Source organism: Metabacillus indicus (assembly GCF_046603695.1).
In the GTDB taxonomy this organism is placed as follows: Bacteria; Bacillota; Bacilli; order Bacillales; family Bacillaceae; genus Bacillus_P; species Bacillus_P indicus.
The window spans coordinates 3,539,983-3,553,985 of record NZ_CP176757.1 but is presented as its reverse complement, the minus strand read 5'-3'; the positions used below and the strand labels follow the sequence as shown (position 1 = coordinate 3,553,985).

7 protein-coding genes and 1 other annotated feature are annotated in these 14,003 nt (G+C 42.2%); of the genes, 4 read left to right on the top strand and 3 right to left on the bottom strand.

Going from position 1 to position 14,003, the window contains the following annotated elements:
* Positions 1–3: 3 nt before the first annotated feature.
* Complete coding sequence (gene metG, locus ACK1LH_RS18190) at positions 4–1,620, bottom strand: methionine--tRNA ligase (RefSeq protein ID WP_411333842.1); 1,617 nt, start codon at positions 1,618–1,620, stop codon at positions 4–6.
* A 51-nt stretch (positions 1,621–1,671) separates the two neighbouring features.
* Positions 1,672–1,929, bottom strand: a binding site (T-box leader).
* 165 nt (positions 1,930–2,094) lie between these two features.
* Between metG and ACK1LH_RS18185 the strand changes: the two genes are divergently transcribed.
* On the top strand, positions 2,095–3,063 hold the full coding sequence (locus ACK1LH_RS18185) for a cell wall-binding repeat-containing protein (protein ID WP_411333841.1): 969 nt from the start codon (positions 2,095–2,097) through the stop codon (positions 3,061–3,063).
* 155 nt (positions 3,064–3,218) lie between these two features.
* Here the strand turns inward: ACK1LH_RS18185 and ACK1LH_RS18180 are convergent, their stop codons facing one another.
* Entirely contained in the window at positions 3,219–4,631 is a 1,413-nt protein-coding gene (locus tag ACK1LH_RS18180; RefSeq protein ID WP_411333840.1) for a PLP-dependent aminotransferase family protein, read from the bottom strand.
* A 104-nt stretch (positions 4,632–4,735) separates the two neighbouring features.
* On the opposite strand from ACK1LH_RS18180, the gene gabT reads away from it, so the two are divergent.
* Genes gabT through ACK1LH_RS18165 form a run of 3 tightly spaced genes read left to right on the top strand, consistent with a single transcriptional unit; the run spans position 4,736 to position 8,821 of the window.
* Complete coding sequence (gene gabT / locus ACK1LH_RS18175) at positions 4,736–6,037, top strand: 4-aminobutyrate--2-oxoglutarate transaminase (protein WP_411333839.1); 1,302 nt, start codon at positions 4,736–4,738, stop codon at positions 6,035–6,037.
* 26 nt (positions 6,038–6,063) lie between these two features.
* Positions 6,064–7,455: an APC family permease gene (locus tag ACK1LH_RS18170; RefSeq protein ID WP_411333838.1), complete on the top strand. Its 1,392-nt coding sequence runs from the start codon at positions 6,064–6,066 to the stop codon at positions 7,453–7,455.
* The gene (locus ACK1LH_RS18165) at positions 7,430–8,821 is read left to right on the top strand and encodes an NAD-dependent succinate-semialdehyde dehydrogenase (RefSeq protein WP_411333837.1); all 1,392 of its coding nucleotides are present in this window, start codon (positions 7,430–7,432) and stop codon (positions 8,819–8,821) included. The genes ACK1LH_RS18170 and ACK1LH_RS18165 overlap by 26 nt, the downstream gene beginning before the upstream one ends.
* Before the next feature lie 395 nt (positions 8,822–9,216).
* On the opposite strand, the gene ACK1LH_RS18160 is transcribed toward ACK1LH_RS18165, so the two are convergent.
* The gene (locus tag ACK1LH_RS18160) at positions 9,217–13,746 is read right to left on the bottom strand and encodes an Ig-like domain-containing protein (protein WP_411333835.1); all 4,530 of its coding nucleotides are present in this window, start codon (positions 13,744–13,746) and stop codon (positions 9,217–9,219) included.
* Positions 13,747–14,003: the final 257 nt, after the last annotated feature.

Below are 14,003 nucleotides of genomic sequence, written 5' to 3'. Positions count from 1 at the left end.
TTATTACTTCAGAAGCCTCTCAGTTTCCACGTCAATCCTCTCCAGATCAATCCGTTCAAACAGCGGCTTCACATCCTGAACTGTAAAGACCTGCTGTTGAAAATATGCCCATTCTTCCGCTGACAGGTTCAGCGTCTCCTGTATCCTAAGGCAGGAAAAAGGCAGAAAAGGCTGCAGGATAACCGACAAGTTGGCAATGGCCAGCGTACAGGTGAAAAGTACTTTTTGGCAGTCATCTTTATCTTGTTTGATAGAAATCCATGGTTTCTTTTCATCAAAGTATTTATTCAGATGCCGGATGAAAGCGAAAATGGTTTCAAGCGAAGCTTTGAACTGACCGCTTTCAATCAGTACTCCAGCCTGCTTGAAGAGATCCTTAATCTCCTCTTCAATCACAGAATCCGGACATCCGGAAATGGTTCCGCCAAAGGATTTTTCAATAAACTTTAACGTTCTGTTTACTAGATTTCCAAAGGCTCCAAGCAGCTCTCCGTTGTGAGAATGGATAAATTCTCTCCAAGAAAAATCGGTGTCTCTTTTTTCCGGTCCGTTGATGGTCAGGAAATAGCGAATGGAATCGGGATGATAGCGTTCAAGAAGATCAGGCGCCCAGACAGCCCAGTTTTGGCTTGTGGACAGCTTTCTTTTTTCAAGGGTTACATATTCACTGGAGATGATATGCTCCGGCCGTTTTAGTCCGCCAAGGGCTGTAAGGATACCAGGCCAAATAATGGTGTGAAACGGAATGTTGTCCTTCCCGTGAACGTAATAGGAGGAGGTATCATCCTTCCAGAATTCTTTCCAGTCCTCTCCGGTTTCTTCCGCCCAGAGCCTGCTTGCAGATAGATAGCCTGATACCGCCTCGATCCAGACATAGATTTTTTTCTTTTCGTAGCCTTTGACCGGAACCGGCACGCCAATCGGCAGATCACGTGTGGCACACCTGTCCTGAAGGCCTTCTGCCAGATATCGTTTAGTCAGATTCACCGCATTTTCACGCCAATTTGAGGCGTTTTTAGATGTATACTCTTCCAGCGCAACCTGGAGGGAAGAAAGGCTGAAATAATAATGGGCGGTTTCTCTCGCCTCGGGCTCATGCCCGCAAAGCTTACATTCCTTGTCAATCAGTTCGAGCGGGTCGAGAATGGCAGAGCACACGTCACACTGATCTCCTCTTGCCCGCGATGAACAGGAGGGACAGACACCTTCCACGTACCGGTCAGCCAAAAACTGTTCGCAATGTCCGCAATATGCCTGCCTGGTTTCTTTTTCGTAAAGAGAGCCGTTCTCAAGCAGGGACAGGAAAATTTCCTGGACTGTCTTGTGGTGATGGGCCGAATCCGTTCGTGTGTAGCAGTCATACGTAAAGCCAAGTTTGGTGAAACAATCGGAAAATTCCTTATGGTAGCGATCTGCAATCACAGCTGCGTCCACGTTTTCCTGCCTTGCTCTGATTGAAATAGGTGTTCCGTTGCAGTCACTCCCTGATACATACAACACCCTTTCTCCTTTCAGCCGGTAATAGCGGGCCAGAAGATCTCCCGGCAAAAGACTGGAAATATGTCCGATATGCAGGGATCCATTTGCATAGGGCCAAGCTCCTCCAATAAAAATACTCATCATTTTTCCTCCTTTTCCACGCAAAAAACCCCCGTCCATAGACTGAAACAGTCTAAGGACGAGGGTTGAAGTCGCGGTACCACCTTAGTTTACAGATCAATTGACCTGCCTTTGTCCGTACGGGGCATGAAAGCCTGATACGTATACTGTTGTAACGTCAGCAACCACGTCACAGTCTACTTGTGCATGTGCACGTTCGGTGTGAAGCTCAAAGGTCATTTTCCGTGCGGTCTGCCACGCTTCTTTTCAGCTGCCGAAGCTCTCTTTGGAGGCGTCCCTGCATGTACTCTTCCTTCTCATCGCTTTTCATTTGTTCTCAATTTTATCCAAAAGAAGGAAGCTTGTAAAGAGCAGGATTTTGTCGAAAAATTTAAGGTTTTTTATGTAAGATATTGTCATTTATTGCATTCCGTTTTATTCTTTCAAAAAGTATAATAGAGAAGTTTGATAGATGATATTCAGGGGGATCTTTATATGAAAAAAACGATTGTACTATCTGCGTTATTTGCTTTAAGCCTTCCATTTGCTCAAGTAAGTGCAGCTGAAACAGCTCCTACTTACCGTTATGCTGGTGAAAACCGCTTTGACACATCAGTGGCGCTTGCTGATGAGTGGCTGGAATCAGATGTGGCTGTTCTTGCTACAGGAAGAGATTTTCCGGATGCACTTAGTGCAACTCCGCTTGCTGCGAAGCACGAAGCACCGCTACTTCTTACAGACACAAAGGCTGTACCATCCAAAGTGATGGCAAAATTAAAAGACCTTGGCGTTACAAAGGTTTATCTGATTGGCGGAACTGGCGTTATCTCAGCTGATGTTGAAACTCAACTGAAAAACAACGGTGTAAAAACAATTGTCCGGATCGCTGGAAATGACAGATACGAAACTTCTGTCAAAGTGGCAAAGGAAGTAGGTATGGACTCAGGAACTCTTGTTGTAGCTTCAGGTCAAAACTATCCGGATGCTCTATCCATTGCTCCTGTTGCGGGAATCATCCAAGCTCCAATCCTTCTAACTCGCAGTACTGATCTTCCAGGTGTTGTTAAAACATATGTGAAATCCGCTGATGCCGACTATTCCATTGTTGCAGGCGGATCTTCAGTCGTTTCTGTTAAAGCGACTGAAACTCTTCCGGATATGGTCAGACTTGGCGGAAGCAACCGTTATACAACAAATACTCAGATTGTAGATTATGCGGTTGAAGAAGGAATCTATGACATGGACTATCCGTTCATCGCGACAGGCGCTGATTTCCCGGATGCCCTATCCGCTTCTGCACTTGCGGCTGGCCTATTCAACGGTGTCATTCTAACAGATCCAAATGAGCCAAAAACAACAACAAAAGAGACTGTTCAGTATTATTCTGATCTGGCTGAAGAGTATGAAATTGTCGGTGGAGTAAAAGCACTGCCTGACACTACGATTGCGAAACTGTTTCAATAATACAAGTAAGAGAGGCTGGGACAAACCCCTCCTCTTGAAATGAAAAAGCCGGTGACATTTTACGACGAGTAAAATGACACCGGCTTTTATTATTTTAAAATTAAAATAAGGACCACTGCTGATAAAATAAAGTTACCACACCTTTATAGTGAACTCTAAGAAAACATCAAATGCAGCCTATCGACCGCTTCATTTATTTTCTCCTCTTGAATATTGGCAAATCCTAAAACTAAACTGATTCTATTATCTTCTTCTATGGTGTGTTCCAGCATGAAACGCCTCATTGTATAGATTTCAATATTTTCTAAAATTGCTCTTTTTTCAATCTCTCCATAATCCAGAGGTGTTTTGAATTGTGCAAGGAAGTGAAGCCCGGCGGGAACATTTTCTATAGAGACCTTATGTTTAAATCTGTGCTGTAGCTCTTTGATTAACTTTTTTCTCTTGATTTCATAATGGTGATTCATACGTTTAATATGCCGGATGTATTCGCCGGATTCTATAAAATAATGCAACGTAAACAGGCTTAGTGTGTTGCATGATTGGATTAAATCCGCGTAGTATTCACGATGTGCCCTTAATAACTTGGGCGGAAGCACCATATAACTGATTCGCAATCCCGGAAACATCGTCTTTGAAAAAGTGCCTGTATAAATGACACGGTGATTTCGATCTAAGCTTTGCAATGAGGGTATATGATCTGTTTCATATTTGAATTCACTATCATAATCATCTTCGATAATGTACCTGTCATCAGAAGAAATTGACCAGTTCAGTAGTTCGATGCGTCTTGAAATCGGCATGATTTTACCGGTTGGAAATTGGTGAGAGGGCGTGACGACTGCAAAATTTGCACCGGAACGTTCTACCTCTTCAATTATTATTCCTTTTTTATCCATTTTAACTGGGCGTGTGTCAAAGTTCATCTTTTTCAGTAAATGATAGAGTCTTGAATATCCGGGATCTTCCATGGCAATAACGGTCTCTTTTTTACGGAGCTCCATTAATTGCCGTACTAATGATTTAGTCCCCGCGCCAATCACGATTTGTTCTGGCTCACATATAACCCCTCGTGTTAACGCAATTAATTGACAAATTGATTTCCTTACTAGATAAGGCCCTTGAGGATGCGGCATTTCCGAAAGCTCTTTTGAGTGATTCTTTATGGCTTTTTCCTGAGATTTCAGCCATTCTTTGAATGGAAATAACGACAAACTCGAGGTCATATGAGAAAGGGAGAGTCTGCCTTCACTGGTGAAAATCGTTTCCCTTAAATCAGCCGGCAGCGTATTTTTAACTGATTCTTTATGATTGATAAATTGAGTGATATTTTCGACATAATACCCTTTTCTCTCAAGAGTGTAAATGTAACCTTCAGCTAATAATTGATCATACGCATTCATCACTGAATTGACACTGACATCTAATTGTTTTGCCAATGTTCTCTTAGAAGGGAGTTTATCATTCGGTTTCATTCTGCCTTTTAAAATATTATTTTTAATTTCCTTATAAATTTGCTGATATATAAAATGCGAATCTAGTTTTTTATCAATTAAAAAATAAATCATGTTATCCCTCTTCATCTGGTACCTAAAATATTTTCTGTTTGGTACTTTTCATTATACCAGATAGTTATCATAATAATTAATAAATTCAGATAAGGGGGATTATTATGTTAACTTCACAATTATCTACTGAAGAATTACAAGAGAAAAGAAGTAAGTATATCCCGAAAGGTGTGAGTAATGGGAATTTGAACATTGCTCAATATGCTTCTAGTGCAACGATTACAGATATTGATCAGAACGAATGGATAGATTTTGCAGGTGCAATCGGCACTCTAAATGTAGGGCACAGTCATCCGAAGGTAACCCAGGCAGTTAAAGAACAAGTTAATAGATTTTTGCATCCTGGCTTTAATGTCATGATGTATGAAGGCTACATCAATCTTGCAGAAAAATTGTGCCGCATCACTCCAGGTAGCTTTGATAAGCAAGCTATTTTATTTAATTCTGGTGCTGAGGCTGTGGAAAATGCAATTAAAATAGCACGGCGCTATACAGGCAGGCAGGCCGTTGTTTCATTTGTCCGTGGGTATCATGGGAGAACAAATTTGACGATGACGATGACCAGCAAAGTTAAACCATATAAATTTGGATTTGGGCCGTTTGCTCCGGAAATCTATCAGGCTCCTTTTCCATATCTCTATCAAAAACCAAATGAAATGACAGAAGAATCTTATGTAGACATGAAAATAGAAGAGTTTAAGGAGTTCTTCATTGCCACAGTTGCTCCGGAAACAGTGGCATGCGTCGTTATGGAGCCGGTTCAGGGTGAAGGCGGATTTATTATTCCTCCTATTAAGTTTGTGCAAGCCGTTTATGATTTTTGTCAGGAAAATGGGATTGTATTCGTAGCAGATGAAATTCAAACAGGGTTTGGAAGAACAGGCAAGTTTTTTGCGATAGAACATTTTAATGTAGCTCCGGATCTGATAACAGTATCAAAATCATTGGCAGCGGGTTTGCCTTTAAGTGGTGTTGTGGGAAAAACGGAAATGTTAAATGTAGCTGAACCGGGAGAGCTCGGAGGCACATATGCAGGAAGTCCGGTCGCATGTGCTGCAGCATTGGCGGTCATTGATATTATGGAAGAAGAAAAACTGGCTGATAAAGCAGAATGGCTTGGAGAAAAAATGGAAGCCGTTTTAAATGAACTATATGAAAAACATGATTACATGGGAGATATTCGCCGTTTGGGTTCTATGGTCGCGGTTGAAATTGTGGAAGACCGCATAAGTAAGCAGCCTAATAAAAAGAAGACAGCAGAAATTGTGAAGTACGCAAATGAAAATGGTTTATTGCTTCTCTCTGCCGGTTTAAAGGGAAATGTTATTCGTTTCCTTATGCCGCTTGTGATTACAGAGGATGAATTGGCAAAAGGACTGGCTATTTTGAAAAAGGCGTTTCATTAATTTCTAAATACCAAGGGGGGAATTGGATGGAGAAAAATTTTTCAAAATCAATGTCTAAGGTAGATGTCTTATTTTTAGCCATGGGTGCCATGCTGGGTTGGGGATGGGTAGTTCTTTCAGGTGAATGGGTATCTAAAGCAGGGTTTTTAGGAAGCATCATCGCCTTTTTGATTGGCGGACTATTGGTTATCTTCATTGGCTTAACTTATGCAGAGCTTGCAGCAGCTATCCCGGAAACAGGCGGGGGACTGGTTTTCGTCTTGCGTGCTTTTGGCAAACGGAGTTCTTTTGTAGCAGCCTGGGCTGTTTTATTTGGATATGTTTCTGTTATCACTTTCGAAGCCGTCGCGCTTCCTACCGTTTTAGATTATATTTATCCCGTGCAGCATCAAGTCTTTCTTTGGACATTGGGGGGATGGGATGTTTACTTAACCTGGGCCCTGATTGGATCTGTTGGCGCCGTTCTTTTAACAGCTTTAAATTACTTCGGGATAAAACCAGCATCCATTTTCCAGTCTGTTTTTACAGTTGCCATTGTCGCGGTTGGCCTCCTGTTAGTATTTGGAGCCATTAAAAATGGGAATACAGCTAACCTTGAGCCTCTTTTTAAGAACGGAGCCGGAGGAACAATGGCCGTATTAGTAATGATTCCATTCCTGTTCGTAGGGTTTGATGTTATTCCGCAGGTTGCTTCTGAAATTAACGCTCCGCCGAAGATTATTGGCAGGATCTTGATTATTTCAATAATTACATCTGTCGTGTTTTACTTATTTATCGTATTCGGGGTTACAACAGGGTTATCAGAGTCGCAGTTAAATAATTCCCAATTAGCTACTGCAGATGCTATGGTTAATTTATTTGGGAATCAATGGTTTGGCACCATTCTGGTCCTGGGCGGTGTTGCAGGAATCGTCACAAGTTGGAATGCCTTTATTATTGGGGGCAGCCGGATTCTCTATGCAATGGCAATTAGGAATATGATTCCAAGATGGTTTGCTCATATTCATCCAAAATATAAAACTCCTACAAACGCCATTCTCTTTTTGGGACTGCTTGCCTTCATCGCTCCTTTCTTAGGCAGACCGGCTCTCGTTTGGATTGTAGATGCGGGTGGAGTTGGAATCGTCGTCGGCTATTTGATCGTATCTATTGCTTTTTTAAAGCTTCGGAAAACAGAACCGAATTTAGAACGTCCGTATAGAGTAAAATACTGGAAAACAACTGGAACTCTTGCTATTATTCTAAGCATTGTCTTTCTAAGTTTCTATTTACCTGGCATGCCTTCTGCACTTGTCTGGCCGATGGAATGGATCATTCTTGCTGCGTGGTGTTTAATAGGCGCCGTTTTATACTTCACAAGTCCAAAAGAAAATAGAAAAGAGATGAATACGAATGCCGGAATCATTCAAAGTAAATAATCCTGCTACAGGGGAAATGATTGCAGAAGTAAGCGTTCATTCTGCAGAGGAAATTAAACAAGCACTAAAAAAAGGACATGAAAGCTTTAAAAGCTGGTCTAAAATAAACGCTCACGAACGATCAAGACTGTTAAAAGAATGGTCACGAAAAATACAGGAAAATAAAAGTGAAATCGCTGAAGTTATGACCTTAGAGAACGGGAAACCTTTAAAGGAATCACTGGGTGAAGTCGACTACGCCACAAGCTATATCGATTGGTATGCGGAAGAAGCGAAACGCATTTACGGCCGCACCATTCCGGCGTCTTCGGAATCGAAACGAATTATCATAAGCAAACAGCCAGTAGGATTAGTCGCTGCGATTACCCCGTGGAATTTTCCAGCCGCAATGATGACAAGAAAAGCAGCCCCGGCCCTTGCAGCCGGCTGTACCTTTATTGTGAAACCTGCAGAGGATACGCCTTTAACTGCTATAAAGGTAATTGAACTCGCACATGAAGCAGGAATTCCGAAGGATGCCATTCAATATGTGATCGGTGACGGCAAAGAAGTGGGAGACTTATTTACTTCAAGTGAATATGTAAGAAAAATTACGTTTACAGGTTCGACTCCTGTAGGAAAGTCCCTCATTAAAAATAGTGCCGATACAGTCAAACATGTCACAATGGAATTAGGCGGACATGCTCCTCTAATCATTGCGGAGGATGCTGATCTTGATTTCGCTGTTCAGCAAACAATTGCCTCTAAATTCAGAAACGCCGGGCAAACATGTGTATGTGCTAACCGGATCATCGTTCATGAAAACATTGTTAAAGAATTTTCTCAAAAACTAACAGCTAATGTGGAAGAGTTAAAAGTAGGAAATGGTTCTGAAGAGGGTACTCAAATTGGTCCTATTATCAATGAAAAAGGATTTAACAAAATTGTTGAACAAATCGATGATGCTCTTGATAAAGGAGCGAAAGTCCTGACTGGAAATAAATTCAGATTTAATAGGGAACAGGGTTTCTTCTTTGTCTATCCTACCGTTTTACAGAATGTTAATGAAGACATGAAAATCCTGCAGGAAGAGACATTTGGTCCTGTAGCACCAATAATGAGCTTTAGGGATATTGAAGAAGCTGTTGAAATTGCAAACAGTACACCTTACGGGCTTGCTGCGTATTTCTTCACAAATGATTACAAAACTGGAACCTATTTAAGTGAACATTTGGACTTTGGTATTGTAGGGTGGAATGATGGAGCTCCTTCTGCTGCTCATGTACCGTTTGGCGGAATGAAGGAAAGTGGATTGGGACGTGAAGGCGGTTCGGAGGGCATTGAGCCATACTTAGAAACAAAATTTGTTTCAATAGGCAATTTATAAAGTATTTGCTATAAAATATTAGAAGTGAAAGCCTAATTTCTCTTATGCAATACAAAGAGATTAGGTTTTTTTATTTCCATAATTTAAATTTGTTTGTAGTTAAACCAAAAGCTTTTCAGTGCATGCGTGAATAATTGTCTTTTTTTAATGTGGAAGCATGCATTGAGCATGAGGAATGGTTTTGAGTCCCATATCATAAAAAAGATAGAATTTAGCATAAAAAAGGACTTTCTTTAACAGAATTTTCTGCCCGATTTGGGCCGTGCAAGTCATGCAGTTTTTACCTGCCTTCTCCCTGCGTTACATAAAATACCTCTCACCAAAAAGCATGCAGATCAAACCCTGCATGCTTTTTCACCTTCATCTTTTGTTTTCACGTTCTGCTTCCCTGCTTATTATTTCACTTTCACACTCGCAGATTTGCTGACATTCCCTGCTGCATCAGTAGCGGTGATGCTGAGGATGGTATCTTTCTTTTGTTTGGCAATTGCAGCGTTAAACTTCCCTTTATGGTCTGCCTGGGCGCTTCCGATGACCTTGCTGCCGGTTTTGATTGTAATGGTGGCATGGGCCTCTGACTTGCCTGTGACAGATGTAGAATGGCTGTCTACTTTGTCTGCTTTTGGAGCTTGAGGTGCCGTTTTATCTGTGACAATGACCGTTCTGGTGCCGCTGATATTGCCGTCTGCATCAGTTGCTGTAAGGTAAATGATTGTTCCTGCTTTTTGTTTAGGAATTTTCACCTTGAACTCGCCTGCAGCATTCGCAGTTGCCGTATACTGTTTCTTTTTTGTCCCGATTGTCACAGTTACAACCGAACCTGCTTCTGCTTTTCCGGTTACTTCTTTAGAATGGTCTGATACTTCGTTCGCAGTTGGAATCGTTGAATCTACCGTTTCTTTTACCGTAATGCTCAGTTCTTCGCTCACATTTCCAGCGGCATCTGCTGCTGTAATTTTGAGCACAGTGCCCGCTTTTTGCTTTGGTATGGTTACCTTGTAAGAACCTTCCGAATCAACGGCTGCTGTATATTTATCTTGTCCAATCATAACGGTAACAGTCGAGCTAGCTTCTGCTTTTCCCGTCACTTCTGTCGATTGGTCTGATACTTCACCCGCAGTAGGTTTGCCAGGAGCTGTTTTATCTTTTACTGTAATGCTCAGTTCTTCGCTGACATTTCCGGCCGCATTTGCTGCTGTGATCTTAAGCACGGTGCCTGCCGTTTGTTTAGGAATCGTTACTTTAAAGGCGCCTGCAGAGTCTGCAGCTGAGGAGTATTTCTCTGTCCCAATCGTAACAGTCACCGTCGAACCGGCTTGTGCTTTTCCAGTTACTTCTGTAGATTGATCGGATACCTCATCCGCTGTCGGGGCAGCGACGGCAAACTTATGCGTATAAATCTGCTCGTTGTATTCTGCTTGTCCTCCGGCATCTAAGCCATAGGTAAACCAGTATTTAATGACATCCCCCTCTTTTACATCATTTAATGTGTAAACAGAGTAGTTGTCACCGGCTTTATTCATCATGATGTTCTGCTGTGTAGTGCCATTTTTGATGTAATGAATAATGGCCCAAGGAGCATCATTCACATAAAACTCTACAGAATTTTCCTTGATGGTTCCAACACCGTAGCCTTCTTTTTCCGGTGCTGGAGGATCAGCCGGATCTGCCGACAGCTCTGGGATTTCATAAAGATGCACGTTATCAATCGTTACGGTATGCTCTCCCAGTGCGGCTTGTCCGTCCACTTTTCCTAATGCAAAAATAAGCTTTGCAGCAGGGTCGGTATTCTTTTCATGAGTAAATTCGATCGCATAGGTATTTGCCTCTTCATTTACTTCAATCGTTTCCCATACATATTTGTCATAGCTGGCGCTTTCAAGAATCGCATCTATTTTTCTTCCAATGGTAGAAGACATATCAAAAACCAGTCGGTAGGACTTTGATTTTTCTAATGAAAGGCCAAGCTGGCTGAATTGAATGCTCCAGAAATCACTGCCCAATGATGGAATCGTTACTTGCTTCTTCTCGCCTTCATTGCTGGAAGTTGCTCCAACATTCGACCATACTTCCCATGAAGCATTTCCATCTTTAAACGAAGGGTTTTTAATCTTGTTTGAAGCAGGATTTTTCATTTCAAGGACGACATGATCAATTGTGATGCCATGCTGGTCGTAGTCAGCATATTTGCCTAATAAGAAGTTTAATTCGACGATTTCTTCTGCTGTTGCTTTGAATGAATAGGTATATCTTTTACTTTCCTGTGTTAAAGATATATTTTTCTCAAAGACTCTATTAAATGCCGCGTTTTGAACAACCAATTCCATATCCCGCGGAATTGTCGAACTGGCATCAAATGAGACTACATACTCCTTGTCTTTGAGAAGCTGAAGTCCGGATTGCTTGAATTGGACAGCCCATTTTTCAGCTCCAGAACCGCTGGCATCAAACTTTGGAATCGTAATTTTAGCTTTACCGTCCTTTGCGCTTATCTCATTGATAAAACTATCATTGCTTTTCCAGCTCCATGCTGACCATGAAGCAAGCTCCTGGCTGAACGAACCGTTCTTTAACGGGAAGAGCTGTTCTGCCGGTATTTGCGGTTCAATGGCGACAGTCACCGTGCATGATGCTGTTTTTTGTCCATCTTCGGTTGTTGCCGTAATCGTCGCTGTTCCATTTTTTACGGCCGTTACAACACCGCTGGCGCTAACTGTAGCCACAGTTTCGTCGCTTGAGGACCATGTTACTTTCTTATTCGTTGCATTTGACGGTTCAACGGCAGCCGATAGAGTTGTTTTCTGTCCTGCAGCCGTTAATGCAGCTTCCGTTTTATTGATTTTTACGCCTGTAACAGGAACTGGTTCTTCTTCCTTCACTTCCTGGTTATACACGCGAACATAGTCTACTTGCATGGAAAGAGGGAAATCATCCGGTGATGGTTCTCTTCCTCCATCAAACCAGCCTCCTAAGGCAAGGTTCATGATGATATAAAAGTCCTGATCAAAAGGAGCGCGCGGATTTTCCCTTGCCGCTGCTGAATACCATTGTTCCTTTGTCACGCTGTAAAAAAACTTGCCGTCAACATACCAGCTAAGGATATCTTCCTCCCATATTAAACTGTAAACATGGTAGTCTGTATCAATTCTTCCTCCGTCAGCAAAGGTCTGTTCACCGGAAAGATACTTATTTAATGGCCATTCATCGCCAAAGTGGATCGCACCGCTTGTCGATCCAGGAACACGTCCTTTTGCTTCCATGACATCTATTTCACCAGAAGAAGCCCAGCCTCCGTATACATCATCATTCGGCAGCATCCAAAGTGCCGGCCAAGCTCCAGTAACGGCGGGAAGCTTCGCGCTGAAATCAATTCTGCCGTATTTAAACGTGAATTTATCCTGTGTCGTGATTTTTCCTGAAGAGTAGGGGGCTACACGGTCCGGATCCTGCGGAAATGTCTTCGGATCAGCGAGCGCCTTTATGTTTAATTTCCCGTCTTCTACAAAAACATTATCCTCACTGTCCGTATAATGCTGAAGTTCATTGTTGCCCCAGCCCCAAGTGCCAGGATCATCATTCAGGTAGTATCCTGTGGAATAATTCCATTTGGATTCATCTAACTCCGTGCCGTTAAATTCATCACCCCAAGTTAGATTCCAGCCTGCAATTTCTGAGTTCTCAGACGTGCCGATTTGGATATCATCTAACTTTGTTTCGTCCGGACGATAGGCATCCGGATTCCCGATGAACTTATACTGAACATAGTTGTCTCCGATTTCTCCGCCTTTTTCTCCATTCAGCGGATAGCCAATACGGAAATCCATGTCCTCCTGAATAGGCTGGAACCAAAGTCCAAAGATGTAATCCACCCAGTATCCCCACTGATTGGCAGAAGACATCCGGTTGTATCCATTGGAAGAATAGCTGAATTTAGTCAAATTGGATTCAAGGATATTGACCCACTCATCATCAACCTTCACTTCATAGACAAATTTATCGACTTCACTTTTGATCGCGGAGCCGCCGTCTATTTTAGGTATAGGCAGGCCGATTGCCCCGTTTTGATCCGCTTCAAAAGTTGATCTGCCGTCAAAATTTGTGATCTTAAAGGAATTTCTAACCGGCACCGTAACCTTCAGCGTGTATTCAACAAACACATCAGGATTTGTTTTGGAAGCCACTTTCACCTGCGTGGTTTCTTCTACCGGATTAAACCAATAGCCGCCCGGACCTTCCCACCAGTTTCCGAAATTCGTATCGTAGATCCATCCGCTTGCTGCATTGTTATCGATTGAAATCCAGTCACCATCCTGCTTTACAAAGAGGGCAATATCATCCTTTACATCTTTAAAGGTAGCCCCGTTGTTAAACCTAGGAAATTCAAACCCAACCCCGCCTGAAGGTGATACATCAAGTGAAGTAGCTCCAGCCGGTGACATGGCTGTAATTGGCTGAGGCACGGCCGGAGTGACGTTTAATGTATACTCAACAAAAACGCCTGGATTTGTTTTGGAAGCCACTTTCACCTGCGTAGTTTCTTCTACCGGATTAAACCAGTAGCCGCCCGGACCTTCCCACCAGTTTCCGAAATTAGAGTCGTAGATCCATCCGCTGTCCGGATTGTTATCAATTGAAACCCACTCATTATTCTGTTTCACAAAAAGGGCAATATCATCTTTTACGTCATTGAACGCCGCCCCATTGTTGAAGGTTGGAAATTGAAATCCCGCACCGCCGTCAAATCCTACTTTAATAGAAGTTTCGCCGGCCGGAGTCATGGATGTAATAGTCTGCATTGCAGCAGTTCCGGCCGCATTCTTGCTTGGTCCCTCTGTATGGCCTGTTAGTAACCCGGCATTGAATATGAGCATTTGAATGGCCAGTAAAAAAATCAGTATCCTCTTTGCTTTAGGCTTTCTTGTCATGTATTCATCTCCTGATTTGATTTTTTCTTTGCACGAAACGTTTTAAATAGTTGAATGTCATCTAGTCTTATAGAACTATAGCCTTCACCCCACAATTTGGTAACGCTTTCATTTGATTTGACTATTCTATCTTTAATTGCAGTCATTTGTTAGGAAGGAAATTTTGTATAGAGTGCAGATATTTTGTTTTCGGCTTGAAACATAACGTGATTTAAGAGATTCTGAGAAGATTCAGATGTTCTTTGTTTTATGGAAGG

Coding starts and splice junctions, on each gene's coding strand:
- ACK1LH_RS18170 (WP_411333838.1), top strand. CDS start 6,064: ATGGAGAAAAATTTTTCAAAATCAATGTCTAAGGTAGATGTCTTATTT.
- ACK1LH_RS18180 (WP_411333840.1), bottom strand. CDS start 4,631: ATGATTTATTTTTTAATTGATAAAAAACTAGATTCGCATTTTATATAT.
- metG (WP_411333842.1), bottom strand. CDS start 1,620: ATGAGTATTTTTATTGGAGGAGCTTGGCCCTATGCAAATGGATCCCTG.
- ACK1LH_RS18185 (WP_411333841.1), top strand. CDS start 2,095: ATGAAAAAAACGATTGTACTATCTGCGTTATTTGCTTTAAGCCTTCCA.
- ACK1LH_RS18165 (WP_411333837.1), top strand. CDS start 7,430: ATGCCGGAATCATTCAAAGTAAATAATCCTGCTACAGGGGAAATGATT.
- ACK1LH_RS18160 (WP_411333835.1), bottom strand. CDS start 13,746: ATGACAAGAAAGCCTAAAGCAAAGAGGATACTGATTTTTTTACTGGCC.
- gabT (WP_411333839.1), top strand. CDS start 4,736: ATGTTAACTTCACAATTATCTACTGAAGAATTACAAGAGAAAAGAAGT.